Origin of the sequence: Rhodococcus sp. 077-4, from assembly GCF_047782425.1 — a bacterium.
Taxonomy (GTDB): Bacteria; Actinomycetota; Actinomycetes; order Mycobacteriales; family Mycobacteriaceae; genus Rhodococcoides.
The window spans coordinates 114798-140980 of record NZ_JAJPWC010000001.1 but is presented as its reverse complement, the minus strand read 5'-3'; the positions used below and the strand labels follow the sequence as shown (position 1 = coordinate 140980).

26 protein-coding genes are annotated in these 26183 nt (G+C 64.6%); 14 read left to right on the top strand and 12 right to left on the bottom strand.

Annotated features, from left to right (window positions below; translation table 11 throughout):
* The first annotated feature begins 15 nt into the window (after window positions 1–15).
* Window positions 16–444, top strand: a complete 429-nt coding sequence (locus ACNEOT_RS00665; protein WP_415971307.1) for an SRPBCC family protein — start codon at window positions 16–18, stop codon at window positions 442–444.
* A 97-nt stretch (window positions 445–541) separates the two neighbouring features.
* On the opposite strand, the gene ACNEOT_RS00660 is transcribed toward ACNEOT_RS00665, so the two are convergent.
* The 3 genes from ACNEOT_RS00660 to ACNEOT_RS00650 all read right to left on the bottom strand — a co-directional run bounded on the left by ACNEOT_RS00660 (window position 542) and on the right by ACNEOT_RS00650 (window position 2537).
* Window positions 542–2026: a DUF222 domain-containing protein gene (locus tag ACNEOT_RS00660; protein ID WP_415971305.1), complete on the bottom strand. Its 1485-nt coding sequence runs from the start codon at window positions 2024–2026 to the stop codon at window positions 542–544.
* 110 nt (window positions 2027–2136) lie between these two features.
* Window positions 2137–2274: a hypothetical protein gene (locus tag ACNEOT_RS00655; RefSeq protein WP_415971304.1), complete on the bottom strand. Its 138-nt coding sequence runs from the start codon at window positions 2272–2274 to the stop codon at window positions 2137–2139.
* Window positions 2271–2537 carry a hypothetical protein gene (locus ACNEOT_RS00650; protein ID WP_415971303.1) on the bottom strand — a complete coding sequence of 89 codons (267 nt, stop codon included), beginning with the start codon at window positions 2535–2537 and terminating at the stop codon, window positions 2271–2273. The genes ACNEOT_RS00655 and ACNEOT_RS00650 overlap by 4 nt, the downstream gene beginning before the upstream one ends.
* Before the next feature lie 68 nt (window positions 2538–2605).
* Here ACNEOT_RS00650 and ACNEOT_RS00645 point away from each other — a divergent pair, with 68 nt between their 5' ends.
* A complete protein-coding gene (locus ACNEOT_RS00645) occupies window positions 2606–3199 on the top strand; it encodes a TetR/AcrR family transcriptional regulator (RefSeq protein ID WP_415971301.1) in 594 nt (197 codons plus the stop codon).
* Between the two features lie 9 nt (window positions 3200–3208).
* Here ACNEOT_RS00645 and ACNEOT_RS00640 read toward each other — a convergent pair whose 3' ends face one another.
* Window positions 3209–3613 (bottom strand): hypothetical protein, encoded by a 405-nt coding sequence (locus tag ACNEOT_RS00640; RefSeq protein ID WP_415971299.1) that lies wholly within the window; start codon window positions 3611–3613, stop codon window positions 3209–3211.
* A complete protein-coding gene (locus ACNEOT_RS00635) occupies window positions 3606–3986 on the bottom strand; it encodes a hypothetical protein (protein ID WP_415971298.1) in 381 nt (126 codons plus the stop codon). The genes ACNEOT_RS00640 and ACNEOT_RS00635 overlap by 8 nt, the downstream gene beginning before the upstream one ends.
* 239 nt (window positions 3987–4225) lie before the next feature.
* Between ACNEOT_RS00635 and ACNEOT_RS00630 the strand changes: the two genes are divergently transcribed.
* From ACNEOT_RS00630 to ACNEOT_RS00595, 8 genes are read left to right on the top strand one after another with little or no spacing between them, the layout of a single operon-like run.
* Complete coding sequence (locus ACNEOT_RS00630) at window positions 4226–4750, top strand: MSMEG_0572/Sll0783 family nitrogen starvation response protein (RefSeq protein WP_415971296.1); 525 nt, start codon at window positions 4226–4228, stop codon at window positions 4748–4750.
* 9 nt (window positions 4751–4759) lie between these two features.
* Window positions 4760–5851, top strand: a complete 1092-nt coding sequence (locus ACNEOT_RS00625; RefSeq protein ID WP_415971294.1) for an MSMEG_0568 family radical SAM protein — start codon at window positions 4760–4762, stop codon at window positions 5849–5851.
* Window position 5852: 1 nt separating this feature from the next.
* On the top strand, window positions 5853–7265 hold the full coding sequence (locus ACNEOT_RS00620) for an MSMEG_0567/sll0787 family protein (protein WP_415971293.1): 1413 nt from the start codon (window positions 5853–5855) through the stop codon (window positions 7263–7265).
* Window positions 7262–8155, top strand: coding sequence for a carbon-nitrogen hydrolase family protein (locus ACNEOT_RS00615; RefSeq protein WP_415971291.1), 894 nt, complete (start codon window positions 7262–7264; stop codon window positions 8153–8155). The genes ACNEOT_RS00620 and ACNEOT_RS00615 overlap by 4 nt, the downstream gene beginning before the upstream one ends.
* Window positions 8148–8438, top strand: coding sequence for an MSMEG_0570 family nitrogen starvation response protein (locus ACNEOT_RS00610; RefSeq protein WP_032396776.1), 291 nt, complete (start codon window positions 8148–8150; stop codon window positions 8436–8438). The genes ACNEOT_RS00615 and ACNEOT_RS00610 overlap by 8 nt, the downstream gene beginning before the upstream one ends.
* Window positions 8435–9703, top strand: a complete 1269-nt coding sequence (locus tag ACNEOT_RS00605) for an MSMEG_0569 family flavin-dependent oxidoreductase (RefSeq protein ID WP_415971290.1) — start codon at window positions 8435–8437, stop codon at window positions 9701–9703. The genes ACNEOT_RS00610 and ACNEOT_RS00605 overlap by 4 nt, the downstream gene beginning before the upstream one ends.
* Before the next feature lie 8 nt (window positions 9704–9711).
* Window positions 9712–10563: a carbon-nitrogen hydrolase family protein gene (locus ACNEOT_RS00600; RefSeq protein ID WP_415971288.1), complete on the top strand. Its 852-nt coding sequence runs from the start codon at window positions 9712–9714 to the stop codon at window positions 10561–10563.
* Complete coding sequence (locus ACNEOT_RS00595) at window positions 10560–11621, top strand: MSMEG_0565 family glycosyltransferase (protein ID WP_415971286.1); 1062 nt, start codon at window positions 10560–10562, stop codon at window positions 11619–11621. Before ACNEOT_RS00600 ends, ACNEOT_RS00595 begins: the two co-directional genes overlap by 4 nt.
* On the opposite strand, the gene ACNEOT_RS00590 is transcribed toward ACNEOT_RS00595, so the two are convergent.
* The 3 genes from ACNEOT_RS00590 to ACNEOT_RS00580 are packed head-to-tail and all read right to left on the bottom strand — an operon-like array spanning window position 11603 to window position 16348.
* Window positions 11603–12634, bottom strand: coding sequence for an adenylate/guanylate cyclase domain-containing protein (locus ACNEOT_RS00590; RefSeq protein WP_415971285.1), 1032 nt, complete (start codon window positions 12632–12634; stop codon window positions 11603–11605). The genes ACNEOT_RS00595 and ACNEOT_RS00590 overlap by 19 nt on opposite strands.
* Entirely contained in the window at window positions 12627–14054 is a 1428-nt protein-coding gene (locus ACNEOT_RS00585) for an HAD-IB family hydrolase (protein ID WP_415971283.1), read from the bottom strand. Before ACNEOT_RS00585 ends, ACNEOT_RS00590 begins: the two co-directional genes overlap by 8 nt.
* On the bottom strand, window positions 14051–16348 hold the full coding sequence (locus ACNEOT_RS00580) for a glycerol-3-phosphate 1-O-acyltransferase (protein WP_415971282.1): 2298 nt from the start codon (window positions 16346–16348) through the stop codon (window positions 14051–14053). The genes ACNEOT_RS00585 and ACNEOT_RS00580 overlap by 4 nt, the downstream gene beginning before the upstream one ends.
* A 411-nt stretch (window positions 16349–16759) precedes the next feature.
* Between ACNEOT_RS00580 and ACNEOT_RS00575 the strand changes: the two genes are divergently transcribed.
* Both ACNEOT_RS00575 and ACNEOT_RS00570 read left to right on the top strand, forming a co-directional pair.
* Window positions 16760–17497: a DUF6319 family protein gene (locus ACNEOT_RS00575; RefSeq protein WP_415971280.1), complete on the top strand. Its 738-nt coding sequence runs from the start codon at window positions 16760–16762 to the stop codon at window positions 17495–17497.
* Window positions 17498–17563: 66 nt separating this feature from the next.
* The gene (locus ACNEOT_RS00570; RefSeq protein WP_415971279.1) at window positions 17564–18220 is read left to right on the top strand and encodes a serine protease; all 657 of its coding nucleotides are present in this window, start codon (window positions 17564–17566) and stop codon (window positions 18218–18220) included.
* 78 nt (window positions 18221–18298) lie between these two features.
* On the opposite strand, the gene ACNEOT_RS00565 is transcribed toward ACNEOT_RS00570, so the two are convergent.
* Window positions 18299–18970, bottom strand: coding sequence for a TetR/AcrR family transcriptional regulator (locus tag ACNEOT_RS00565; protein ID WP_415971278.1), 672 nt, complete (start codon window positions 18968–18970; stop codon window positions 18299–18301).
* Between the two features lie 134 nt (window positions 18971–19104).
* Between ACNEOT_RS00565 and ACNEOT_RS00560 the strand changes: the two genes are divergently transcribed.
* Window positions 19105–21084 (top strand): MFS transporter, encoded by a 1980-nt coding sequence (locus tag ACNEOT_RS00560; protein WP_415971277.1) that lies wholly within the window; start codon window positions 19105–19107, stop codon window positions 21082–21084.
* A gap of 139 nt (window positions 21085–21223) precedes the next feature.
* Here ACNEOT_RS00560 and ilvD read toward each other — a convergent pair whose 3' ends face one another.
* A complete protein-coding gene (gene ilvD, locus ACNEOT_RS00555; protein WP_415971276.1) occupies window positions 21224–22936 on the bottom strand; it encodes a dihydroxy-acid dehydratase in 1713 nt (570 codons plus the stop codon).
* 172 nt (window positions 22937–23108) lie between these two features.
* Here ilvD and ACNEOT_RS00550 point away from each other — a divergent pair, with 172 nt between their 5' ends.
* A complete protein-coding gene (locus tag ACNEOT_RS00550) occupies window positions 23109–24077 on the top strand; it encodes a GGDEF domain-containing protein (RefSeq protein WP_415971274.1) in 969 nt (322 codons plus the stop codon).
* A 10-nt stretch (window positions 24078–24087) separates the two neighbouring features.
* On the opposite strand, the gene ACNEOT_RS00545 is transcribed toward ACNEOT_RS00550, so the two are convergent.
* Together ACNEOT_RS00545 and ACNEOT_RS00540 are read right to left on the bottom strand one after the other, a co-directional pair.
* Window positions 24088–25443: an MFS transporter gene (locus ACNEOT_RS00545; RefSeq protein WP_415973609.1), complete on the bottom strand. Its 1356-nt coding sequence runs from the start codon at window positions 25441–25443 to the stop codon at window positions 24088–24090.
* 80 nt (window positions 25444–25523) lie between these two features.
* Complete coding sequence (locus ACNEOT_RS00540) at window positions 25524–26129, bottom strand: hypothetical protein (protein WP_415971272.1); 606 nt, start codon at window positions 26127–26129, stop codon at window positions 25524–25526.
* Window positions 26130–26183 lie beyond the last annotated feature (54 nt).

Here is a 26183-nt window from a genome sequence, read left to right as displayed (position 1 = left end):
TGACAGGCTCGATCCATGGCGACGATCAGTGTCTCGGTGCAGATGCCCGAAAATCCGCAGGGCGCGTGGGACAAGGCTTCCGCGCTGGATCGGTTCGACGAGTGGATGACCATCCACGGCGGCTGGTGCAGTCCGCCGCCGAAGAAGATCGGCAAGGGCACCGAGGTCGAGTCGTTGGTGAAGGTGAAGGGCTTCAAGAACACCATCAATTGGAAGTTCACCGAGTACGACGAGCCGAAGCTCATCGAGATGTCCGGCCGCGGCAAGGGTGGCATCAAGATTTCGCTGACCATCCATGTGCGTGAGGCCGAGGGTGGGTCCGAGCTGACACTCGACGCGAAATTCGGTGGGGGTGTGCTCTTCGGTCCGGTGGGCTCGGTGGTGGCGCGGGCCCTCGATACCGACGTGAAGAAGTCCGTAGCGAATCTGGCGGCCTTGCGTTGACGGATCCGTGCTGAAGTAGCTGCACGACAACCTCTTCCAGCCCCGCACCGTAGTTTCGGTGCGGGGCTGATGTCGTCTGCGCATTGTGTGATCGCGCTCAGGCGATGTGGGGGCCGGCTCGGGCGTGGGATGGTCGGGGTTGTCGATAGGGATCCACTGTTGCCGGGGGTACGAACCAGGGGTGGTTGTCGGTGCCGATGAACACTTCCCAGTCACTGTGGTGAAGGAGTCGGTGGTGGAATCGGCAGAGTAGGACGAGGTTGTTCATGTCGGTGGGGCCGCCGTCGGCCCAGTGCCAAATATGGTGCGCCTCTGTCCAGGATGCGGGTTTGCCGCAGCCGGGGAATGCGCAGGTGTGATCTCTCGCGATGAGGGCTCTGCGTTGTTTGGCGGTGACAGTGCGGGCGGTGCGGGCGAGGTTGATCGGGGAGCCGTTCTCGTCCATGACGATGGCCGTGAGGACACAGTCGCACGCCAACTGCCGAGAGGTGTTGCGAGACAGTGGCCCCATCCAGGGAAGCCAGCCCACGGTGGTGCCGTCACCGAACAGATCCCTGTACGCGCCACGATCGGCTGCGGCACCGCCGTCACCGTCACCGTCACCGTCACCGTCACCGTCATTGTCGGCGCCCGGCTCCGAAGCATCCGATTCGGCAGGGGTTCTCGAGCTGTCGGAGACGGAAAGTCCATCCGCATCGTCGGCCCCGTCGGGGTGGATCGGGTTGTCGGTGTTGATGTCGACCGCGTCCGCGCTGGTGTCGGATTCGGCTGCAGTGCGGGTGTTCTCGTCGTCCGCGATATCGGCGCTGTCGGCGCTGTCGCGGAGGTCGGTGAGGTCACGCAGGGTGATGTGCAGGTTCACATGCGGTCGTTCACCGCCTTCGATGGGTCGATCACTCGATGCGAGGTACTGGTCGAGGATGTGCTCGAGGGCGTCGGCGCGGCGTTTGGCGGGGGATCGTTCGTCGGGGGTGCCGTCGGCCGCTGGTTGGTGTTCGGTCAGTGGTGAGAGTGCGGTGAGGAGTTTTTCTCCGGTGACGGCGTCGAAGCCACCTTTCATGATCAGTCGCCCGTTCAGGGTTTTCGAGGCGAAGAGTTCGTTGCGGTCGGTGTCTTCGGCGGGTGGCTTCTTGCTGCCGTAGGTGTCGTGCAGGCGGGTGATCGCCGCGCGGAGCCGGCCGGTCTGGGCTCCCGGCCCGATCGCTGCTTTCACCAAGGCAGCACGTGCGATGTCTTGTCCTGCTTGCGGGAGGTTCTTCGGGGGTGTTTCGGCGAAGGTGAGGATCAGGGCAGCGTGGTCGACGGACATGACGCCGGTGTTGACGGCGTCGGCGATGTCGGGAAAGTCCTTCAGTCCGCGGGCGAGGGCGACGATCTTGGTGGCTTTGCTGGGGCTGAGCAGGGTGGTGGAGGTGAGCCAGCCGGCTGGTCCGGGGAAGCCGAGCTTCTCTCGGCTGACGCGGGTGTCGATCTCGGCGACGAGAGCAATTCTCCGAGCTTCGAGCAGTTGGATCTGGTGGGAGACCGCGGCGGCGTCGGCGAGGAGTTCGCTTTCGCTCAGTTGCCAGATCGCTGCGGTCATGGGACCAAGTGTATCGAACATGAGTTCGACTGGCAACCATGATTGAATCGAAAACTATTGCACTGCTTGCTTATTCGCGCATCGAACTTGTCGGCGGGCTGTGGTAGTAGCTATCGCACCCTTTTCCAGATGACGATCGCCGCCGCGATTCCGATCACGAGCAACGCGGCGACTATCCCGACTTTCCATACGAAGTCGACAAACAGGTGGTGCACAAGCTCGTCCCCATCGGCGTCCGGCGTTGTCACGAACGGTCTCCGTCTTGATTGAGGCGCTTTGCGGCCGACCTGGCAGCACGTGCGGTCCACGATCCTCGGGCGGAGGGCTGGGAGCGTCGCGTATACAGATCCGCCGCACGCACGGCCATCGGCCCGAGTTGCCGTTTGGTCGCATTCCATTTCCCGCGGCGTTTGAGATGTACGGCGATAGCGAAAAGTGCGACGGCGACGACGGTCACGATCGCGGCGATGATCGCGAAGCGGATGAGTAGCAGTGTCAGAACGGTTTCCATGAACGACCTCCTTTAGAAGCATGAGCGTGCTAAATAAGAAAGTAGCACGAACCTGCTATAAAAGAACAGTGCCGAAAGTTGTAGATCCCGTCGAGAGGCGTCAGAGAATCTTCGAGGCCGTCTTCGATGTCGTCGTCGAATCCGGAATCGGGCAGGTCACTCTGCGTGCGGTAGCCGATGCGGCGGGATTGGCCATCGGATCGGTTCGTCATTACTTTTCATCGCGTGACGAATTGGTCGGTGCCGCCTCCGACGAGGTGATCGATCGCATCACCGCGCGCATCGCGGCGCACCGAGATCGGTTGGACGGCAGCAAGGATCGTCTGGGCATCGCCGAGGACATGCTGTGTGAGCTGCTTCCGCTGACCGAACGCACATCCCGCGAGGTTCTCGTGTGGCTCGAGATCGTCACATCAGGGCGTACCGATCCCGTACTGAAAGCCTCGGCCGACCGGCTCTTCACGGGGACGCGGTCCCTGGCGGCGGTGATCGTCACGCATGCCGAACTGGCGTCGAAAGCGGAGTCGGCACTCGAAACCGAAAGGTTGGCGGCGATGATCGACGGACTCGCGCTCAGAGCCTGTCTGCATCCCGATAAGCTGCCGCCGGCACTGGCGCGAAGCGTGGTGCGTCGTCACCTGCGCCAACTGCGTGAGGCTTAGTGCAGATTCCTACTGCTGTCGAGTCTTTCGCAACCACCACAGTCCCGCGATGGGGAGGATCACCGGAATGAAGACGTATCCGGATCCGAAGTGCGACCACACCGTCGGCTCGGGGAAGTCCTGTGGCTGGATGTAGCTGAGGGTGCCGATGCCGATCACGCCGACGAGTTCGATGATGCAGGACACCGTCACCACGCGTCGGGATGCTTCCGTTGCTCGGGCCAGTCCGACCGTAGCGACGATGTACACGACGGCGGCGAAGGCAGACAACAGGAATGCCATCGGCGCGTTGTCGAACCGCGTCGTGAGTTGAACGATCGAGCGCGAGGTCGCGGCGACGGCGAACACGGCGTAGACCGCGATGAGGAAGCGCCCGAATCCGGTGCGTGTCGCTTGCTGGAGGTTGTCAGGCATATCCGGCCCAAATCTGGCTCAGGCGCAGCACCATGGCTGCGAGGGTGAGGACGGCAACGAGCAGTACGGCTGTGCCGCCGCGGGAGCGGTCGCCCAGAGACCACCACGTCCCGAGTGGGAGCAGGAACAGCAGTCCGACGAGGTAAGACCCGAACGTCAGGCGGTGTATCTCGCGATCCGAGGTGAACATCATGACGAACCCGATGACGGCCTGCAGCGCGACGACGGCCTCGGTGGCGGCAATGGTCCAGAACAGCGCGCGATCGGGCCTGTTCTTCAGCAGGACGGGTCGGTTCGTGGCGAGCTTCACGAGTACCCAGATGCCCACAACCAGGGACAACGCGTACAACAAGCCGGTGACGGCGCCGATCATCGAGTTCCTCGTCAGGTTCGGGTGGACGGTGGATCGAACTCCACACTATCCGCGTAACACCACGTCAACACTGTGAGGCCCTCGAAACCCAGCGTTGTTCCGGGTGTGACCAATCGGAAATCGATGAGGCCTGTACTTGTCCCATGGCCGCAGAGGATCTGTTCTCTCGCCGGACATGACTCAGGTGGCCACAGGCGTCCACCACATCCAGCCAGCTCTGTGAACTTCAGGAGACCCACGTGTCAGACCTCGATCAGGCCATCGCCGAGAACATCAAGAAGTCCCTCGAAGAGATTCCGCACCCGTCACTTCCCAAGGGCAGCAACATCTACGGCTCCACCAAGATCTTCCCCGACTACAAGGCCGAGAACGGCGAGAGCTACTTCACGCTGGTGCACGGCATCGCGCACGAATCGTCCGTGTCGTTCGTGGCGGTACTGCAGGCGACGCGTGCCCTGCGCAAGGGCTTCGAGTCGGCCATGTACTTCTACGGCCCAGGCGCGATCAATTGCCTTGCCACTCGCGGTTTCCCGACCACCGGGGACTCCGGATTCCCGGGCGAGCAGAACATCAACGACTCGCTCGCGACGTTCATCGCCGAGGGCGGCACGGTGTTCTGCTGCCGCTTCGGGCTGGCTCTGCACGGTGGCCGTGAAGAGGACCTCATCGAGGGTGTCATTCCGGCCCACCCCCTCGACGTGCAGGACGCGCTGATCCACTACGCGCGCAAGGGTGCCATCATCAACTCGACCTACATGGTCTAGGCGCGAACCATGGCCCGGGAGCGGAGCCTGCAGGAGCGACCCGAGAAGTCGGTCAGTACGCGTGTAGATCTGGCGTTGCTCGGAATTCGAGGATCCACGCCGGTCTCGAGAACGGCGGGCGCCGGGCCGAGCGACGACGGGCATGTCACCATCGATGGCCTCGGCGCAGCCATCCCCCGCAATCCGCTCAGCCCGTACGTTCTCGAAGAAGGACGAGTGTTGTTCGACGGCAACGACATCGGTCTCGATGTGCAAGCCGTCGATCGCCCGAGGTTCTACGACCTCGTCACCTCCGACGGGATCGCCTACGAGAAGATCGCCAAGCTCCACGGCTCCAGCGTTCTCGCTACGACGGTGGTACAGACCTGCATCCGCTACGACGCCGATCAACGCTGCCGCTTCTGTTCCATCGAGGCGTCGCTCGAGGCCGGCGACACCATCGCCGTCAAAACTCCGGCACAGCTCGCCGAGGTAGCCGAGGCGGCGGTACGTCTCGACGGAGTCACCCAAATGGTCATGACGACAGGCACTTCGGCTGCGAAGGATCGCGGTGCCCGTCATCTGGCCCGATGTGTGCGTGCCATCAAAGCGGTTGTTCCGCAGCTACCGATTCAGGTGCAGTGCGAACCTCCCGGCGACCTGCGGACGATTCAGGACCTGTACGACGCCGGAGCAGAGTCCATCGGGATCCACGTCGAATCTCTCGACGACGACGTTCGACGCAGGTGGATGCCGGGCAAGGCCTCGGTCTCGATGGACGAGTACCGGGCCGCGTGGACAGAGGCGGTTCGTGTCTTCGGTCGCAACCAGGTCTCGACCTACATCCTGGTGGGGCTCGGCGAGGATCCGGACGAATTGGTCTCCGGGGCAGCAGAACTCATCGAGATGGGGGTCTACCCCTTCGTCGTTCCGTTCCGTCCGCTCGCCGGAACGTTGGCGGTGGACATCGACCGGGCGACGGCTCCCAGCCGGGACGTTCTCGAAAACGTCACCCGACGCGTCGCCAAGGAGCTCCAGGCAGCAGCGATGCTCGGATCCGATCAGAAGGCAGGCTGCGCGGCATGCGGTGCGTGCAGCGTCCTGCAGAATGCGGGAGGCTGAGATGTACGGTGTGGACGCGCAGGATCTTGCCGGATTGTCGGGCGCTGCAACCACAGTCGTCGAACCTCGGTACATCGTCCAACCGTGCGACAACCCGGTGCAACTGAGCTCGTACCGGGCGCTACGCAGAGCGACGTTCGTTGCCGAACAGGGCCTGTTCTCCGGCACTGATCAGGACGATATCGACGACGACCCGCGGGCCGTCGTTCTCGTCGCCACCGACCGGGACGGCACCGTGCTCGGCGGAGTGCGGCTGGCACCCTGCACCGCAACGGATCTGGGATGGTGGGCCGGGAGTCGCCTGGTGGTCTCTTCCTCGGCGCGCACCTCCGGCGTCGGGCCTGCCCTGGTTCGCGCAGCCTGCGCTCATGCCGAGAGCCGAGGAGTACTTCGGTTCGACGCAACGGTGCAGAAGCGCAACGAGAAGCTGTTCACCCGCCTCGGGTGGATTCGCCGCGGGGACGTCGAGGTGGCGGGCACCCCGCACGTGGCGATGTACTGGCCCATCGACCGCATCGAACGGCTCGTCTCCTCGACCAAGGCCATGCTCGCCGGGGTCCTCGCACCGCTGAAGGCGCAGCCACTCGGGCTCGGAACCAAAGGCTTTCGCGGTGACGACGGTGTTCCGGTGCCGGGCAGTGACATGATCGCGGCCTGCGACGCGATCATCCCCTCGATGGTCGATCGTGACCCCGAGTGGGCCGGTTGGTGTGCGGCGCTGGTCAACCTGAACGACCTCTCGGCGATGGGAGCCCGTGCTGTCGGCATGCTCGACTCCGTCGGCGCACCCACGCAATCTCGACTGACTCGCATCATTCGTGGTCTCGCCAATGCCTCTGCGGCATGGCAGGTTCCGGTGCTCGGCGGCCACACCCAGGCCGGGGTGCCGTCGTCGCTGTCGGTCAGCGCGCTCGGGCAGACGTCGAGGCCGGTGCGAGCCGGCGGCGGCAGCGTCGGCGATCGACTGACGCTCACCGCAGACCTCGAAGGCAAATGGCGACGCGGATACCAGGGGCAGCAATGGGATTCGTCCTCACGCCGCAATACCGACGAACTGACGAACATGGCGTCGTTCGTCGCCCGCACCGCCCCCAAGGCCGCCAAGGATGTCTCCATGGCAGGCCTCGCCGGCACCACCGGAATGCTCGCCGAGGCGAGCGGAACCGGTGCCGTACTCGACGTCGCGTCGATACCGAAGCCGGACGCAGCGTCGATGGGCGAATGGATCACGTGCTTTCCAGGGTTCGCGATGATCACCGCGGACCGTCCCGGTGCCCCGATTGCACCGTCAGGACCTGCACTCTCTGCGATCTGCGGCGAGCTCACCGACATTCCGGGTGTCGCATTGCGATGGCCCGATGGAATCACCACTCGCGCGGTCACATCCACCGTGACCGGATTGGGAGAAGCATGACCACCCACCCGAAGCCCGTCACCATTTCTGTCGCCGCAGCCGAATTCGGTCGCGACATGGAACAGGGCTACGCCACCATCGCTGCCCTGCTCGAGGAATCGCGCAATCGCGGCAGCCAGCTACTCGTCCTGCCCGAGGCCTGCCTCGGGGGTTACCTGCCGAGCCTCGGCGGCGGGGACGAAACCGAGGAGTCCCGGCAGCGCCGGTTGAAGGCACTGCCGCCTGCCCTGGAACTGGATGGGCCGGAGATCGAGCGCGTCATCGACATGGCGGGCGATACCGTCGTCACCTTCGGGTTCTGTGAGAAGGACGGCGACACCCGCTACAACGCTGCAGTGACGGTCGACGGCAGCGGCATTCTCGGCTCGTACCGCAAGGTGCACCAGCCGCTGGGCGAAAATCTCTGCTACGACGCAGGAGACAGCTACTCCGCCTTCGATACTCCGATCGGCCGCATGGGCATGCAGATCTGCTACGACAAGGGATTCCCCGAGGCAGCGAGAGAATTGGCGCTCGACGGTGCCGAGATCGTCGCGTCCATCTCCGCGTGGCCGACGGCGCGTACGGCGACCGTGGAGAACATGGAGGAGGACCGTTGGAAGCAGCGGTTCGACATCTACGACCGAGCGCGCGCTCTCGAGAACCAGATCATCTGGGTCGCAGCCAATCAGGCAGGTACCTTCGGTTCACTGCGATTCGTCTGCAGCGCAAAGATCGTCGGACCGGGTGGAGAGATCCTCGCCGGAACAGGCGTCGAACCGGGCTTGGCGACGGCCACCGTGGACGTCGCTGCCCTCATCGGCGCGGCACGTGGCGGCGGCATGTACAACCTGCGCGATCGCCGGCCGTCCGTCTACCGGACCATCACGAAGGAGCCGGTTCATGCCTGAGATGTCGTTCCTCGTCCGATGGCCCGACGGACGCGAACAGTCCTGCTATTCACCGTCTCTGGTGATGCACGACTATCTGACGCCCGGGCAGGAGTACCCGGTGGCCGAGTTCGTGCAGCGCACCTCGGAGGCATTGACGATCGCCAGTGATCGAGTGCTCGCGAAGTTCGGCATGCGGTGCACCTCGGCCGCGCAGCAGATGGAGGAGATTCACGGTGTCAGTACCTCGTACGAGGCCGGTGCCGTTCGCGTGCTGAGTATGTCAGGAGCTGAACTGCTGTGAGCGAGAACGGTATCGAACATCATCGAGTGATCGTCATCGGCGGCGGCCAGGCCGGCCTGTCCATCAGCTGGCATCTGACTCAGCGTGGCATCGAACATGTTGTGCTCGAACGCGACACGATCGCGCACGAGTGGAAGGACTCCCGCTGGGACAACTTCACCCTCGTCACGCCGAATTGGCAGTGCGCACTTCCCGGATACTCCTACGACGGCGACGATCCCGACGGATTCATGAAGCGTGACGAGGTGTACGCCTTCGTCCGCCGGTACGCCGAGAGCTTCGATGCGCCGGTGCGAGAACATGTCTCGGTCACCACCGCGCTTCAAGGTGTGGATGGTGGATTCGATTTCGAAACCTCGGCCGGACCCATGCACGGCGACCAGATCGTCGTCGCCGTCGGCGGTTACCACATCCCCACCATCCCGCGATTCGCCGAGAAGCTTCCACGTGACATCGTGCAGATCCACTCCTCCGAATACCGCGGCTCGCATCAGTTCCCGGACGGCGACGTACTGGTCGTCGGCACCGGCCAGTCCGGCGCACAGATCGCCGAAGATCTTCACCTCGACGGTCGACGCGTTCACCTGGTCGCCGGCACCGCTCCCCGCGTCGCACGTTTCTATCGCGGCCGCGACTGTGTCGCCTGGCTACACGACATGGGCGTCTACGATGTCTCCATCGAAGATCAACCCGGTGGCGTCGGCAAACGCGAGAACACGAACCACTACGTCACCGGCCGTGACGGTGGTCGCGACATCGACCTGCGCGCATTCGCGACCGAGGGCATGCAGCTCTACGGCCGGCTACTCGGAGTTCAGGACGGCGTGCTGCAGTTCGCGCCCACCCTCGAGGCGTCTCTCGATGCGGCGGATCGAGTGGCCGAGAGCATCAAGGACAACATCGACGCGTACATCGAGCGCGAGGGGATCGATGCCCCCACCGAGGATCGCTACGTTCCGGTGTGGCGTCCCGAGACCGAGACCACCGAACTGGATCTCGCTACCGCCGATATCAGGGCCGTCGTGTGGTCGGTGGGCTTCCGCACCGACTACCGCTGGCTGAAGGTCGGGGCCTTCGACGGTGAGGGGCACCCGACGCACAACCGCGGTGTCACCTCTGTGCCCGGGCTGTACTTCCTGGGCCTGCCGTGGCAGCACACCTGGGGTTCGGGACGCTTCGCCTCCGTTGCCAGGGATGCGGGGTTCCTCGCCGACCAGATCGGCCTGGAAATCAGTGCGGCGCAACCGCAGAGACAGATGGTCTGAGGTTCGACGTGGCCCCCATCAAGATCGGAGCGCTGGCAGCGCATTTCGGCAGAGATGTCGATCGGGCCGTACTGAAGATCACCACGATCATCTCCAGTGCGGCCCGAGAGGGGATCGATCTCCTGGTGCTGCCCGACGCCTCCCTCGGGGGCTACATCGACAGCCTGAGCAATCCGGATCCCGCGGAGTTTCCGCCGACTCTCGATCCGGACGGGCCCGAGCTGGCCGCGATCATCTCGGCGGCCGGTGACATGACGGTCTGCATCGGCTACACCGAGCTCTCGAATGGGCTGCGGTACAACGCCGCTGCCTGCTTGACGGGTGACGGCATTCTGGGTAGCCATCGCAAAGTGCACCAGCCGCTGGGGGAATCGCTCGCTTACGCGGCCGGTGATCGATTCGAAGCCTTCGATACTCCGGTCGGGCGGATGGGCATGCTGATCGATTACGACAAGACGTTCCCGGAGTCGGCGCGAACGTTGGCCCTCGACGGCGCGAGAATCATTGCGGCACTGTCGGCATGGCCCGCAAGCGTCACCGACCGGGCGTCCTCGCTACCGAACGACCGACAGTCCCGTCTGTTCGATCTGTACGACGCCGCCCGCGCGGCCGAGAATCAGGTCGTTCTGGTCTCGTCGAATCAAACCGGGGTGATGGGTTCGCTGCGTTTCCTGGGGCAGGCGAAGATCGTCGGTCCCGGTGGCGACGTGCTTGCGAAGACCTGGTCCAAGGGCGGCCTCGCCGTGCACGAGATCGATGTCGACGCCGAGGTCGACCGTGCCCGCCGTGGGCTGCACCACCTGGCGGAGCGCCGCGTCGATGCGTATCCGAATCTGTTGCAGGAGAAGCCGAGACAGTGAAGATTGCTCTGCTGACGTACTCGTCCAAGCCGCGCGGCGGAGTGGTGCACACGTTGGCGTTGGCCGAGGCGCTGGCGCGCGCCGGTCAGGACGTGTCGGTGTGGTCCCTCGGCCGTGGTGGCGACAGCGCGTTCTATCGTGCAGTCGACCCGGCCGTGACCGTTCGAATGGTGCCGTTCGAGCACCGCGAGAACGAGGGCGTCGGGGACCGAATACTGCGGTCCATAGATGTTCTGGAACAAGCATTTACGCCCGAGCTCTACGACATTGTCCACGCGCAGGACTGCATCTCCGCCAATGCCGTCTGCCGGTGCATCAGAACCATCCACCATCTCGACGAGTTCACCACACCCGAGCTCGCGGCATGTCACGAACGCGCGATCACCACCCCGTACGCGCGCATCTGCGTGTCGGCGGCCGTGGCGGAAGACGTCCAGCGCGGATGGGGGCTCGAACCCACGGTCATTCCGAACGGCGTCGACGCTCGAAGATTCTCTGCAGCAGCGCAATCGGGCCGATCCCACTGGCGCGACAAGCTCGGCCGATACGTCCTCGCAGTGGGAGGCATCGAGCCCCGCAAAGGCAGCCTCGATCTGCTCGACGCCTTCGCTCGGTTGCACGCGCGAGACGTGTCACTGGTCTTTGCGGGCGGCGAAACCCTGTTCGACTATCGCGACTACCGCGCGGAATTCGACCGTCGCGCAGCCGAGCTCGGCATCGAGCCGGTGATACTGGGCACCGTCGACGACGACGAATTGCCCCACCTCGTAGCGCAGGCCGCTGTGCTGCCGTTCTTCTCCACGAAGGAAGGATTCGGTCTGGCGGCCATGGAGGCGCTCGCCGCGTCGACTCCCGTCGTCGCGCGAGATCTTCCGGTACTGCGAGAAGTGTTCGGCGACTGCGTGACCTACGCATCCACGGCGACGACGATGGCGATCGAACTCGAACGCGCGCTCGACGCGCCGCGGGACCCGTCACCGGGCCTGACGCTTGCGCGCAGCCTCACCTGGGACGAGGCCGCGCGCACACATCTGGAGTTCTACTCCTCGCTGCGGTGACCGCTGCGCTTGTTGCGTTTGAGTCGATGAGGCTTGAGCTTGTGAAAACCCTTGACCCGCAGTGACCGAATGGATTTGAGGTAGAACTCGGAATCGTGGCGCAGTTCCTCGGTCATGACGGTGTCGACGAGTGTCGTTCCCGGATTGGCCGAACTGGTCAGGCGCGCAGCGATGTTGACCACCGAACCGTAGAGGTCGCCGTAGCGGGCCAGAACCGGGCCCCAGGCCAGCCCGACGCGTAGATCCGGCATGTCCTCTTGCTCGGCGAACGCGTCCTGCAGGTCGAGGGCGATGTGGGCTGCGTCCTCGGGAGTCTGCGCGCTGAACATCACCTCGTCGCCGACGTTCTTGATCACCGAACCACGCCCGCGCGCAATGATGTTGGTGGCGAGGGACTCGAACTCCTCGAGGAGCGTCGTCAGCTCGCCGATGTCGAGTCGACGCGTCAGGCTGGTGTATCCGACCATGTCGGCGAACCCGACCGCCATCGTCGGACTGTCGGTGGCGTCGTCGGGATCGGCGATGGACCGTCCGGCCGCCGCGGCCAGGTGTCGTCGCCAGGTGTACCCCTGCAGCGCTTCGAGGGTGGGAACCGTTTCGGCAGCGATGTCCCTGGCGTTGCGGCGGATGGCGTCGATGTCGTTCTTGTCCTCGTCGCTGCTGGTGATGCGTTCGAGGATGTGAGAGTTCACGACGCCCACTTGCCATTCCGCGAGCCTGGACATCGACTGGCCGAGGGTGCGCGCGATTGCGACCTCCATCTCGGGCTTGATGACCTTCTGCTCGGTGAGGCCGGTGATCAGCTTCAGTGCTTCGAGATCGGCGTCGGTGTACACGAGCGCCTCGGTATCGGTGTGAATCGGAAAGCCCATACCGATCCACAGTGCGATCACGCGCTCGAGCGGCAGCCCGGACTTGCTGACTATGTCCGAACGGGTGTACTTCGGTGTGCCCCCCAGGAGATTGCGTTCGATCTCCGCTTGCACCACCGAGTTGATCTGGTTCTCAGGCATATCCCAACGTTCTGTCGAAATAGGAACGGACTTCGTCCACGTACCGGTCGATCTCGTCCGGGTCCCAGTCCGTGGTGGGAATGGGCTCGCCGACGGTGACCTTGACCGTACCGGAGTGGACGGTGAAATCCTTCTTCCACATCACGTCGCCGGCATTGTGGATGACGATCGGGACGATGGGCACTCCGGCCTGCATTGCCAGGTGGAAGCCGCCCTTCTTGAACCGGCCGAGACGTGATGTCGGCATCCGAGTGCCCTCGGGGGCGATCGCCACGGAGATGCCGCTGTGCAGCTTCTCGATGGCCGGACGCATCGCGTCGCGGGCCTGTGCGGGATCGCCGCGATCGACGTAGGCGACGTCGAAGATTCTGCCCAGCAGCGCGAATCGTGGGTCGCGTTCGAGTTCTCGCTTGGCGACGGCGGTGATGTCGCGTCGAAGGATGGACGTGACGATGATCGAGTCGGCGGTGCTCTGGTGATTGAACATGAACACTGCCGGACGGGCGGACCACGCGTTCTCGGTTCCGGTCACGTCGAGCTTGACTCCGGCGATGGTCAGCGCGATGTCCGGTGCGATGGTGCTGGTGATGTTCGCGCCGTTACGGCGACTGCGCGTCAGCAGACCCAGCCCCAGGCCGATGGACGCACTGGCCAGCACCGAACCCAGAGCGGCGGTACTGCGCACGGCGGAGGTGAGGTCGGTACCGCGCTTGGGGCTCTCCAACGTCAGCGACGGCCAGTGCTTCTTGGCGGCGTAGCGCTGCAGTTCCGGATCGGGGTTGCATGCGACGGGACGCCCGACGGCCTCGAGCAGCGGCACGTCTTCTCCGCCGTTGGAGTAGGCGAAGCAGCCGGCGAGGTCGATGCCCTCACGTTCGGCGTAATCGATCGCGGCCTGCGCCTTGCGTGGCCCCCACAGCGAATCGCCGACGAGTTCGCCGGTGAGGATTCCGTCGGTGACCACGGGAGTAGTGCACAGCAGGGTCTCGAACATCATGTCCTGCTGCACGGGCAGCGCCTGGTACGGCGTCGCCGACGTCGCCATCACCAGTCGATGCCCGGCATGGCGGTGGGCTTCGACGAGAGCGCGGGCCTGCGGGTAGATCATCGGCGCGATCTCGTTGCGGAACAGCGTGTACGCCTGTTCCATCAGATCCTCTTCACGGCGCCCCTCCAGCCCGCGGACGGCCTTGCCCATCAGGTTGTCGACGGGGGAGTTGCGCATCCGCATCTCGACGACGGCGCTCGATATCTCCCACAGTTCCTTGACCGTCACGTCGAGGGTCTTGAGGCGTTCGAGAAACACTGCACGAGCGGAAAATCCGTTGATCAGGGTGCCGTCGAGATCGAAGAATGCCACGGTGTCTCGGCCCGGTGGTGCGGCGGCGATCGCGATGAGTCGATCGTCGAACGCGGTCATGAATTGTTCTCCTCGGGGGCCGTGATCGGTTCCACCTCGCGCAGCATGCGATGTGCCATGTCTCGGATCGTGCGCACCTTGCGAGCCCACTCGTCGATCTCGAGTGCGAACGCTCGGCGTCGGCGCGCGATACCGTCGGAACCGGAATCGACGAGATCGCGATTCTCGGCCAATTGCAGTGCGGTATCGAACAATTCACCGGAGATGGACTCGCTGTGATCGAGCTGCTGACGAAGCCGTTTGGCCTGAGCGGCACCGAGGCACTCCGCGATGAACTTCGGCTTGTCGAATTCACCGCTCTGGGGCAGCAACATCAGCTGATCGGCCACCACCTGGTACGCCTCGAAGATCGGCTGCAACACGCGATGCGCCAGATGCAGATCCTGTGACTGCAACTGTCGCGCAGCATAATCGGGATCGCTGATGTTGGTGCGCCAGTCGGGATCGATCAGATCGACCTCGGACTCGAGCCGCTCGCCGAAATCCTTCTTGTCGCCGAAGAAGAACTCGAACTTGAGCAGATCGCGCAATTGCAATGCCGACTTCCACAGCAGTTCCTGCGTCAGCGGCGTCGAGTCGCCGCTGGTCGGCAGCACGACCAACTCGCCGATGGCACGCATGACGAAGAAATGAATGGCGTTGTTGCGGAGGAACGCTGCCACCAGATGCTTGTCCTGAGCAAGATAGAACAACGGCTCGGGGCCGTCGTCGAAACGCTTGACGACGTTGGCGTTGACCTGCGCGATGACGGCCGAGCGGACCACGTCGACGTCGGCGATGTCCACACCGCCTGCTGTCGGCAGGTTCCGGCGTTTGATGTAGCGGGCCAACGGAGAGATGATCGCCCACATCTCGTTGACGTTGAGCGCCCGATCCTCGATGCCGAGCAGGGCCATGGTGACCAACGCCGCCGGAGTCACCGGGGTCGCGTCGTTGATCGCATGCGAGACGCCGAGCGCGATCTTCTGCACCGCTACTCGCTTGTCGGTGTTCTCGGCGACGATCGACGCCACCGACATCGGCTCTCCGAAGTTGAGATACACGTTGCCGCGCAAGGTGCCCTGCGCGCGAATGTAGCCGATGGCCATCCGAATTCCCTCGGCCTGCTTCTTTGCCCCGTGCGATTCCTCGGCCATCGCGCCGACCTCGTGCAGTCGGTCGTAGGTGATGGACGTCGGAACCAGATAGACATCTTCGGCGTCGCTGGTCTCGAGCGCGTCGACCAGATAGGTCAGTAGGCCGAATCGCGGCGGGCGAAGCTTGCCGGTGCGGCTACGGCCGCCCTCGATGTACCACTCGAGGTTGAACCGCTTGCTCAGCAGAAAGCTCATGTATTGACGCAATGTCCACTTGTAGATCGCGTCGGAGAACTTACGTTGAATGAGCACGACGCCACTGCGTTTGGCGATCGGACCCAGCGGCCAGAAGCCGACATTGATCCCGCCCATGACGTGATTGAGCGGCAGGCCCTCGGCCAACAGCGCGGGGCGCAGCACGAGCGGATCGAGGTAGGAACGGTGATTGGGCAGGAACACCAACGGATAGTTCTTGTTGAGCTCGCGCACCTTCTGCAGTTGATCGCGATCGACATCGACTTTGTACGCACGCGAGAAGTACGCCCCGAGCGTTCCCCACATTTCCACCGCGCGACGGGTCTCGGTTGCCACCATCTCGCCGAGGATGTCGTGGACGCGCTTGTCGACGGCCTCGCGGTCCTGGCCCACCTCGTCCGCGAGTTCGGTGATTCCGTCCCTGAACTTCTTCTGCTCGGTCATGTCCTCGACGACGAATCGCGGAATCTTGTATTCCGAGCCGATGACGCCGCGCTCGGCCTTGTCCAACGCCAGACTGGCCTGGCGAAGAATGAACGACGACAACGAGGTTCCGCCGCCCCGCTCGAACCGGTCCTGTAGATCACTGAGCGTTGCGGGTTCGCCGACGAGAACCGCAGAGTGGTCGGGATCGTCTCCCGCCACCCATCGCTGCCAGACCTGCGTGGGCTTGGAGCGACCTCGTGGGGCGAATATCCGGTGCAGAATGCCGTTCTTGCGATCGGACAGCGTCACTCGCAGCGGGATGAGCAGTGGATCGTCGGCGTATCCCCGAACGCTGTCCGACAGAGACGTTTTCGCCTCACCGGAGAGCACCACCGAGGGCGGGCGAGGTTTCCCGTCCGGCGTGGTGGCATCGATCCACTGATTCAGAGCCTGAACCTCGAGGGTGGATTTGGCGTCGAGCAAATACACGTGCGGACCGTCGCTGAGCGACTGCTCGTCCGCGTCGAGGTGGTACATCGAGACTCCTGTTCCGTACCTACGCAACAAGGCACGCCGCCAGGCTACGCGGCAGAAACCGTGCGCGAGGGTGGTTCGGCGAGGTGGTTCCGGGACGACATGCCGAGGGGTACTCGCACGCCTACTCGCCGGTACGCGGCAGGTGTCGACGGCACCTTTCAGTGGCTCGGGGGGCGCGCGCGAGGGTGGTCGTATAGAGTTGGAGCATCGGCTTTCTCGGCCAACCCAATCTAAGTGTTAATCCAAGTAACAGTTACTTGCGGTTACAGTTACTTGGATTCACAGATACCTTGCCTTCCGGGGCGGAGCTACGAGTGCGCGCTCGCAAGGCGTCTCGGCGGATGCCTGCGACAAGGCACATCCATCTGTGCGACAGTATTCGCAAACACTTTCGAGAAAGGCCGGTAGTCGATGCCACCCCGTGGGCGCGCCGTGAACGATTCGTTGACCCAGGAGAATCTCGCGACGCTCGCTGCTGCGCTCGCTGCAGGCCGTCGGGCCACCGTCTATCTCCGTGAGGCGAACCCGAGCCTGGGCCTGCCCGACGGCACGTCGGCCAAAGTCGTCTCGATCGACGGCAACACCGTCACGATCAGCCCGAAGGGCGTCAACGACGAACTGCCCTACGAGGCCGAGGAACTGCGGATCACCCGCAACCCCGCGACTCCGCCCGCGCCGGCGAAACGTATCGCCGCCAAGCGAATCCCGGCCTCCACACCCACTGCGCCGGCACCCGCTACTCCCACGCCCGCATCGGCCCCGAAGCAACCGTCTGCAGCTACTGCGCCGAAAGCGCCGACTGCCCCCACTGCTGCCGCTTCGTCGAGACCGGAAGTGGCCGTACCGAGTCAGGCGTCACGTCGACCCAAGAAAACACCGGGCGGAATCAGCGTCACCATTCATGCCGGGGCCGACAACGATTGGTCGGTGACGGTAACTCAGGGCGCGAAGAGGCCGACCAAGGCGCAGCCGGTGAGCCCGGAATCGGTGAGCCGCGCAGTACGAGAGCTGGGTGACCCCACTGCACGGGACGCGGTCGAGGCAGTCATCTCTCATGCGCGCGAGGAAGCTGCTCGCCGCGTTGCAGAACTGAGTCGCCAACTGGAGGAGGCGCGCACCACGCTGGCAGCCCTCGAGCAGGAGGTATGAACGACTAGCTCGTGTTCGTACACCTGTTGTTGCTAGGGTTCTGCCGACACCGCTGAGAGGGAGTACATGTTCAAGAAATTCATGCTCGTCGTCGTGGGGGCGGCTGCAATCGTAGCCAGCGTCGGCGTGGGGTCCGCATCTGCGGCCACTCCTGCTGCTCTCGGCGGCGGCTCGGGAATCATCGTCGGTGGTCAGGCAGAGTGCACGCTGACGACGATCGGAAACGACCGTAACGGCAACCTGGTCGGCTTCACCGCCGGACACTGTGGCCAAGCGGGTGCCTCCATCGTCCCCGAGTACGACACCTCCCTCGGTGAGGTCGGCCGCATCGCGTTCTCCAACCCGGAGTACGACTACGCCGTCATTGAATTCCAGCGTGACAAGGTTGCACCGATCAATCGCGTCGGCAATGTGACCATCTCTCAGGTCGGGCCGCCCACCGCGTTCCCGAACATCGTCTGCAAGGAAGGCCGTACCACCGGCAACACCTGCGGTCTGGCATACGGCGACATCTTGCAGTCGCAGGAGACCTGGGCTCAGCTGTGCGTCGTCGAAGGTGACTCGGGCAGCCCGGTCGTCGTCGGCAACACTCTCGTCGGCATGGTCAACGCCTACCTCGGTGTGGCGTGCTTCGGCCCCGAGGTCGGCACCAACTTCGACGCGATCCTCCGTAACGTCGATCAGGGCAACGGAATCGGCGCAGGATTCGTTCCGGCTCCCTAGAGTTTTCGATCGCAGGCCCCGCTCGCGCAATCACACCGCGCGTACGGGGCCTTCGTCGTTCGAAGGGGCGTGCGGTCGTCAGCGTGTGTGCACGGACGAGTCGGACGCTCGGACGTCCGCGACGATGCGTTCGGCGTCGTCCGGGGCGATTCCCAGCAACACCAGGCTCGACGTGGTGGCCGCCCCCGCCGGGTCGCTGAGCAATCCGGCGTTGGTGGCATCGAGGATCGACAGCGCGATGGCCTCGATGTTGAGGATCAGTACTTCCGCGGCCAGGTACGGAGAGAACACACCCTCGCGCTGGCCCCGTCGGATGACGGCGGCGGCCGAGTCTCTCATCGGAGTCAGTAGATCGTGAATACTGTTGTGTCCCAAATTGGTTCGTGCAACGGCGAGCAGTAGCCGGTATTGATCACCGACGCGAGCCAGGGCCAGCGTCTGCCGAACGAACACCGTCACAGCCGATTCGTCGGCGGCGGGAACGCGGGTGAGTGCAGCCGAGATGCGTTCTGCTGCTTCGAGGGCGATACCGTCGATCAGCGCTTCGCGAGAGGCGAAGTGGGCGTACACGGTTCGTCGGACCACCCCCGCCGCAGCTGCGACATCGTTGATGGTCGCATCGGGATTGTCCGCCAGGACCCCCTGCGCGACATGCAGAATCCGAGCGCGGTTGAACCGAGCGTCGCGTCGTTGCACCGGCGGCGCTGCGGCGTCCCGTGCATTCGAGTCCGACTCCGTCGTCTTGTGCACAGTTCAACATCTAGCACGATCTCGGGCGGAGAGTGTGGCTGCCGCCACAAAAGATTGCCGATCCTAGACGATGCTTCCTAAGCTGCACAGCACTGTGCAAGGTGTGTCGCACTTTGCCAACGGGGGGGAACACAATGACGCTGCTCGCGATGACGCCTGTCCAAGATATGCACAAACCGTACGCACGACGCTGGTCAGCGCTGGTGGTGTTGTGCCTGAGCCTGCTGATCGTGGTCATGGCCAACACGTCCTTGTTGGTGGCCGCGCCGTCGATGACTCTCGATCTGAGTCTGACGAGCAGCGACCTGCAGTGGGTGATCGACGGATACACGGTCCCTTACGCGTCGTTGATGCTGCTGTGCGGTGTTATCGGTGACCGTTACAGCCGCCGCGGCGCTCTGATCCTCGGCCTGATCATCTTCGTCGCCGGTTCGGTGGCAGGCGCACTCACCGATGCCACTCTCGGCGTCATCCTGGCCCGCATCGTCATGGGCGTTGCTGCCGCAATCGTCATGCCTGCGACGCTGTCGCTGTTGGTCGCAACGTTCCCGAAGCGGGAGCGTGCCACCGCTGTCACCGTCTGGGCGGCCACGTCAGGGCTCGCGATCGCGGCCGGGCCGCTGTTGGCGGGCTGGCTCCTCGAAAGCTTCACCTGGCACTCGACGTTCCTGATCAATGTGCCGATTGCGTTGGCCGCTATCGTCGGAGCCGTCGTGCTGGTTCCACCGTCGCGGGCCGTCGACCCGGGGGCGATCGACTGGATCGGTGGCTTGCTGTCGGTCCTGGCAGTGTCGGCCATCGTCTACGCCATCATCGAGGGAATGCACTTCGGCTGGACGATCGGACCGCTCTACTTCGCGCTCGTCGGACTGCTGTCGACTCTCGGTTTCGTGGGTTGGGAACTGCGCCATGCCAATCCGCTACTCGACGTCCGAATGTTCTCCTCGCGCATCCTCAGCGGAGCCACCCTCGCGGTGCTGATCTTCTTCCTGGTCACGTTCGGTGCGATCTATTTCGTGGCGCAGTACCTTCAATTCGCACTCGGATACGGTCCGGTGTCCACCGGCGTACACCTCCTGCCCTTGGCCGGCGCAGTGTTCGTCGGATCCGGCATCACGATGTGGCTCACGCCCAAGTTCGGACCGCGCGTCACCGTGACCGCAGGCATGATCCTGGGAACGCTGTCGGTGGTCTCTCTCGTCGAGATCGACTCGACGGCAACGTACTCCGACTTCCTGCCCGTGCTGACGCTGCTCGGTCTCGCGATCGGCCTGTCCGTCTCGCCGTGCACCGACGCCATCATGGGGGAGTTCCCGGACAGCAAGCTCGGCGTGGGCGGCGGCCTCAACGACACCGCCCTCGAACTCGGTGGATCGCTCGGTATCGCCGTGCTCGGATCGGTGCTCGCCGCGTCCTACCGCCAGGGAATCGAGGGCTTTCTGCAGACCTTCCCCGGCAAGCAACCGAACGGGCAATACACCGGCCAGGCGGCGGAAGGGCTTGCGGCATCACAGGACTCGCTGGCAGGTGCGGTGATCGTCTCCGACATCATCCGCGCCAACAACGCCTTCCTCAGTGGGTTCGCCGACAACCTCGAAGCGAATGCCGTCGCGGCGTTCGGTGACGCGGTGGTGCAGACGAGTGTGGTTGCCGCCGTGGTGTTCGGCGTCGGCACCGTGATCGTGGCTCTGCTGATCCCGTCGAAGAATGCGGCCACGGCGACGTCCTCGGAGAAGATCGCATTCGAGCCGATCGTGCCTTTCGTCGTTCCGCCGACGAAGGACGCCGCAGCAGACCGTGAAGTTGCCGAACTCGAGCAGTTGCTGGAGCGGCCGTCCGCGAAACCCGACAAGTCCGGGGCTCGACATGCGTTGCGGTCCTCTGAATCACCGATGCGCACTGTTGCCGAATCTGCCCTTGTCGACGCGGAACTCGAACGCCCCAGCATCTATCAGCTGGCGCGCGAACTCGGCGAGTCCACAGCGACCTCCACGCCGGTCGACGTCGAGCCATCCACGCCGCTGCAGACCTTCTACCAGCGGGCCAGCCAACAACACGCAACGTGCGCGGAATTCAAGGAACGCTCGAGCTCCATGTGGGCAATGCCGCTGTAGTTCCGGCCACCCCGGCCCGCTTATTCCACTCGCGTGAATGGACCATTGCACTGCTCAGGGTAGTTTCAAGCGGTCGTTGCAACGACCGCTTGAAACTACCCAGACGCATGCAATGGTCCATTGACGCGGCAGCAGTCGGCTAGATCAACACCGCACCGTTCGAGGCCGATCCGACCAGCTTGGAGTACTTGGCCAGCACTCCGCGGGTGTAGCGCGGCGGCAGTGGAGCCCAGCCCTGTGCTCGGGAGGCCAGTTCGGCTGCGTCGACGAGCAGGTCGAGGGTGCCCTTGCCGACGTCGAGTCGGATCTGGTCGCCGTCACGGACGAAGGCGATGGGGCCGCCGTCGACGGCCTCGGGTGCCACGTGCCCGACGCACAGGCCGGTGGTGCCGCCGGAGAATCGGCCGTCGGTGAGGAGCAGGACGTCCTTGCCGAGTCCCGCGCCCTTGATTGCTCCGGTGATGGCGAGCATCTCGCGCATCCCCGGTCCGCCCTTGGGTCCCTCGTAGCGGATGACGACGACGTCACCGGCGGCGATGGTGCCGTCTTCGAGTGCGTCCATGGCCGCGCGTTCACGCTCGAAAACGCGTGCGGTGCCGACGAATACGTCGGAGTCGAAGCCGGCGGACTTGACCACTGCCCCGCCGGGGGCCAGCGATCCTTCGAGGATGGTGATGCCGCCCGTCGGGTGGATCGGCTTGTCCAGTGCGCGCAACACTTTGCCGTCGGGGTCAGGGGGTGCGATGTGAGCGAGATTCTGCGCCACGGTCTTTCCGGTGACGGTCATGCAGTCGCCGTGCATCAGGCCGGCGTCGAGCAGAGCCTTCATGACGACGGGGACTCCGCCGATGGCGTCGACGTCGGTCATGACGTGCTTGCCGAAGGGCTTGACGTCGGCCAGGTGCGGCACCTTGGCACCGACGCGGGTGAAGTCGGCGAGGGTCAACTCCACCTGTGCCTCGTGGGCGATGGCCAGCAGGTGCAGCACAGCGTTGGTGGAGCCGCCGAACGCCATGACGACGGCGATGGCATTCTCGAAGGCTTCCTTGGTGAGGATGTCGCTGGTGCGGATGCCGCGTCGCAGGAGATCGACGACGGCCTCGCCGCTGGCGTGTGCAAAACCGTCGCGACGACGGTCGGGGGCGGGCGGGGATGCGCTGCCGGGCAACGACATTCCCATGGCCTCGGCCGCGCTCGCCATCGTGTTCGCGGTGTACATACCGCCGCAGGCGCCTTCACCGGGGCAGATGGCGCGTTCGATGGTGTCGACGTCCTCGCGGGACATGAGCCCGCGCGAGCATGCGCCGACGGCCTCGAAGGCGTCGATGATCGTGACCTGATGCTCGCTGCCGTCGGAGAGGGTGGCGAAGCCGGGCAAGGTGGAGCCGGCGTAGAGGAAGACGCTGGCCAGATCCAGACGCGCTGCGGCCATGAGCATTCCGGGCAGCGATTTGTCGCAACCGGCGAGCAGAACGGAACCGTCGAGACGCTCCGCGCTGATGACGGTTTCGACGCTGTCGGCGATCACCTCTCGCGAGACCAACGAGAAGTGCATGCCCTCGTGACCCATCGAGATGCCGTCGGACACCGAAATGGTGCCGAATTCCAGCGGGTAGCCGCCGGCAGCGTGGACGCCCTTCTTGACGGCCTTCGCCAAACGCTCGAGCGAAAGGTTGCAGGGGGTGATCTCGTTCCACGAGGACGCGACACCGATCTGGGACTTGCCCCAGTCGTCGTCGCCCATCCCGACGGCGCGCAGCATGCCGCGGGCTGCAGTCTTCTCCAGTCCGTCGGTGACGTCGCGACTGCGTGGTTTGACGTCGACTTCGGGTGGATTCTGCGGGGTCGTCATGACACTCCTGAACGGTCGGCGGGCGTGGACTTTCGGCGTTTCCACACGCTCCCCTGCTGGGCAGCATTCACCGTCAACACTAAACCCGTCCAGGTATCGGGGCTGCCGCGGCAACGGAACCGCTCGGCAGGTGGCCGAGACAGCTCGCTCGTGCCCTGGCAAGGTGTCGGCCATGCGCTCGTTCCATCACGTTGTTCATCCGGGTTCGGTGCACGGGACCGCGCGTCTTCGGACGCGACTGCTGACGTACTTTCTGCTGGTCACCACCGGCCTCTATGCGACTGGCGTGACGCTGACCTTGCTGCCGCACGGCGACAGGGTGACCTCGGATATCACCGGCGGGGTCGTGGCGATCTGCTTGGGGATCGCCGGCGTGCTGGTGTTGTGGCTCCGTCCGGGTTCCGCCGTGGCGCATAGCTGTGCGCTTGCCGCGGCCATGGTGGCGACCCCTGCGGTGATGGCCTTTCATCAGCTCGCCGCGGCGCAGAGCCAGTGTTTGTTGGCGGCGATGTTCTTGGCGATGAACATCCGGGCGTTCCATCGAGACGGACCGGGCCGAGCGCTCGTCGGAGTTCTCGTGGTGTCCGTGCTCGCGGCGGTGTGGGTCTCGCCTGCGCCGATGTACCCGATCTCGTACGTGATTTTCGGCGTGGCGATCGTGGCGGCGGGCGAGGCATTCGGTGCAGTGACCAAAGCGCTGATCGTCGCGTCGTGCACAGATCCGCTGACCGGGGTGTTCAATCGGGCGGGATGGGAAATGGCGACGGCCGAGGCGACGGGCGGTAGAACCGCGGGCAGTCCCGTGGCGGTCGTGATAGTCGACGTCGACAACTTCAAGGCCGTCAACGATTCGGCCGGACACCGGGCCGGTGACGAATTGTTGGTCGAGTTGGCGCGGTCCTGGACGCAAGCGGCTCCACGGGGAGCGGTGATCGCGCGTTTGGGTGGAGACGAGTTCGCTGCGCTACTGACCGGGCACACCAGAGACGTTGTCGACGGCTTCGTCCTGACCACCACCGAGTCGTTGCCGTACGCCAGTGTGGGGACCGCGGAGTCGTTCGATTCGGAGGAGCCGATATCGGACGTTCTCGCTCGCGCCGACGCCGACCTCTACGAAGCGAAACGTGCTCGTCGCCGATGACGACGCCAGATCAGCCGACGCTTCGGCGGCCGATAGGCGGTGAACCGAGATCGCAGTGCGGTGGGCAGTCGGACGCGTCCTCGCCGGTGCCGCGGATCAGGACCGCCGCGATCACGGCACCGACCACCAGCAGTCCGGCGCAGATGAGCATCGCAGTGTGGAAACCGGACGAGAACACCTGTGGCGCAGAGTAATCGGATCCTGCGATACCGGCGAGAGCCGGCAGGGCGGCGACGGCGAGCAGTTGACTGGTGCGGGCAACCGCGTTGTTGACGCCCGAGGCTATTCCAGCGCGATCGGTGGACACGGCACCCAGAACTGCTCCGGTCAACGGGGCCACCAGCGCACACAGGCCGAGCCCGAACACGATGACCGCGGGCAGAACGTCTGTGGCATAGCTGGATCCGGGTCCGATGCGCAACATGAGCAACAGGCCGAGTGCCGAGAGCAGTGGCCCGACCGTCATCGGAATGCGCGGGCCGATGCGTCCGGCGACCCGTCCCGCGCGGGCGGACAACACCAACATCAGCGCGGTGATCGGCAACGTGGCCAGACCAGCCGCGATGGGGGAGTAGCCCACGGCGAACTGGAGTTGCAACACCAGAAGGAAGAACACTCCGCCGAGGGCCGCATAGACGGCGAAGGTAACGAGATTGGCCGCCAGGAACACTCGTGAAGCGAACAGTGACGGCGGTACCAGTGGATCGTGCGATCGACGCTCGATCACGACGAACACCCCGACCGCCACGACGCCCAGAGCGAGCGCCAGGACGTGCGACTCGATCAGCCCGTACGTGAGCAGACCCAGTGCCGCCGCGACCGTCACCGCACCCGGCACGTCGAGCCGACCGGACGCATGCGGATCACGGCTCTCCGGAACATGTTTCGCAGCCACCCACACGACCACGACGGCAAGCGGAATGTTGATCAGGAACACCGCGCGCCACCCGACGGCGTCGACCAACCAGCCGCCGAGCAACGGACCGATCGCCGACGCGACGCCGCCCAAGCCCGACCACAGGCCGATCGCAGCTCCTCGATCCTCGGCCTTGATCGACGCCGAGATCAGCGCGAGAGACCCCGGCGTCAGCAACGCCGCGCCGACGCCCTGGAGCAGCCGCGCCGCGATCAGCACCTCGATGTTGGGAGCGAGACCGCACAGCACCGATGCGATCGCGAACCACACTGTGCCCCAAACGAACACCCGCCTACGGCCCAGCCGATCGCCGAGCGAGCCGCCCAGCAGAATCAGCGACGCCAGCGTCAAGGTGTAGCCACTGAGCGTCCATTGCAGACCGGTGACGCCGGAGCCGAGATCGCGACCGATCGCGGGCAGCGCGATGTTGACCACGGTGGCGTCGAGCATCGCCAGGGCCGAACCGAGCACCGTCGCCGCGACGATCCAACGCCCCCGAGCACTGGAGAGGGGGATGCCGCTGATGGTTGTCACAACTTCTCGACACAGACGACGAAGTTGCGGGAGTCCTTCTCGAATCCGTACAGCGCTGGGTCCGGGCAGTCGTCCACCGAGGAGGTGCCCTGCAGGATGGTCACGACGCGCCGGGTGTCGGCGCCGGGGGTGGCGCAGTCGATCCGTTGAGCGAATTCACCCACGAGATCCATGCATCCGCCGACCTGCCAGTCGATGTCGAGGCACAGAGCCCCCTGCTCGATGTCGAAGTACGTCTCGTAGTAGTACTGGTCGGCGTCTTCGGGGCACTCGGCCGACGTGGGTGTCTTGGCGAAGACGACATAGTTGGATTGTGGGGATCCGCAGGTCGCGTTGGCGATGTCCGCCTCGTCGACGGTCCCGCCGAGATTCACACACTCGCCGATCTCCACGTCGATGTCGACGCTGCCCCCGTCGTCGATGTCGGTCGTCGGGGCGCTGGTGGTGGTACGTGGAGCGCTCGTGGTGGTGGGCGCGATGGTGGCACCGGAGATGGCGACGGCGGTACCCGAGACCTCCGAGGCGCACCCACCCAGTATCAGGGCGACGCAGGCCGACGTCGCGAGAACAAGAGCGCGGACCGAACGGTTGGGTGACGCCATGGTGAGTCCTGCCCTCGTAGATTCGAGCGTGCTGTGTTCGTAGAAAATATCGGA

Excerpts from the sequence above, each read along its gene's own strand:
- ACNEOT_RS00665 (WP_415971307.1), top strand. The coding sequence starts at position 16 with ATGGCGACGATCAGTGTCTCGGTGCAGATGCCCGAAAATCCGCAGGGC.
- ACNEOT_RS00660 (WP_415971305.1), bottom strand. The coding sequence starts at position 2,026 with ATGACCGCAGCGATCTGGCAACTGAGCGAAAGCGAACTCCTCGCCGAC.
- ACNEOT_RS00650 (WP_415971303.1), bottom strand. The coding sequence starts at position 2,537 with ATGGAAACCGTTCTGACACTGCTACTCATCCGCTTCGCGATCATCGCC.
- ACNEOT_RS00640 (WP_415971299.1), bottom strand. The coding sequence starts at position 3,613 with ATGCCTGACAACCTCCAGCAAGCGACACGCACCGGATTCGGGCGCTTC.
- ACNEOT_RS00635 (WP_415971298.1), bottom strand. The coding sequence starts at position 3,986 with ATGATCGGCGCCGTCACCGGCTTGTTGTACGCGTTGTCCCTGGTTGTG.
- ACNEOT_RS00625 (WP_415971294.1), top strand. The coding sequence starts at position 4,760 with ATGGCCCGGGAGCGGAGCCTGCAGGAGCGACCCGAGAAGTCGGTCAGT.
- ACNEOT_RS00620 (WP_415971293.1), top strand. The coding sequence starts at position 5,853 with ATGTACGGTGTGGACGCGCAGGATCTTGCCGGATTGTCGGGCGCTGCA.
- ACNEOT_RS00615 (WP_415971291.1), top strand. The coding sequence starts at position 7,262 with ATGACCACCCACCCGAAGCCCGTCACCATTTCTGTCGCCGCAGCCGAA.
- ACNEOT_RS00610 (WP_032396776.1), top strand. The coding sequence starts at position 8,148 with ATGCCTGAGATGTCGTTCCTCGTCCGATGGCCCGACGGACGCGAACAG.
- ACNEOT_RS00590 (WP_415971285.1), bottom strand. The coding sequence starts at position 12,634 with ATGCCTGAGAACCAGATCAACTCGGTGGTGCAAGCGGAGATCGAACGC.
- ACNEOT_RS00585 (WP_415971283.1), bottom strand. The coding sequence starts at position 14,054 with ATGACCGCGTTCGACGATCGACTCATCGCGATCGCCGCCGCACCACCG.
- ACNEOT_RS00580 (WP_415971282.1), bottom strand. The coding sequence starts at position 16,348 with ATGTACCACCTCGACGCGGACGAGCAGTCGCTCAGCGACGGTCCGCAC.
- ACNEOT_RS00575 (WP_415971280.1), top strand. The coding sequence starts at position 16,760 with ATGCCACCCCGTGGGCGCGCCGTGAACGATTCGTTGACCCAGGAGAAT.
- ACNEOT_RS00570 (WP_415971279.1), top strand. The coding sequence starts at position 17,564 with ATGTTCAAGAAATTCATGCTCGTCGTCGTGGGGGCGGCTGCAATCGTA.
- ACNEOT_RS00560 (WP_415971277.1), top strand. The coding sequence starts at position 19,105 with ATGACGCTGCTCGCGATGACGCCTGTCCAAGATATGCACAAACCGTAC.
- ilvD (WP_415971276.1), bottom strand. The coding sequence starts at position 22,936 with ATGACGACCCCGCAGAATCCACCCGAAGTCGACGTCAAACCACGCAGT.
- ACNEOT_RS00550 (WP_415971274.1), top strand. The coding sequence starts at position 23,109 with ATGCGCTCGTTCCATCACGTTGTTCATCCGGGTTCGGTGCACGGGACC.
- ACNEOT_RS00545 (WP_415973609.1), bottom strand. The coding sequence starts at position 25,443 with ATGCTCGACGCCACCGTGGTCAACATCGCGCTGCCCGCGATCGGTCGC.
- ACNEOT_RS00540 (WP_415971272.1), bottom strand. The coding sequence starts at position 26,129 with ATGGCGTCACCCAACCGTTCGGTCCGCGCTCTTGTTCTCGCGACGTCG.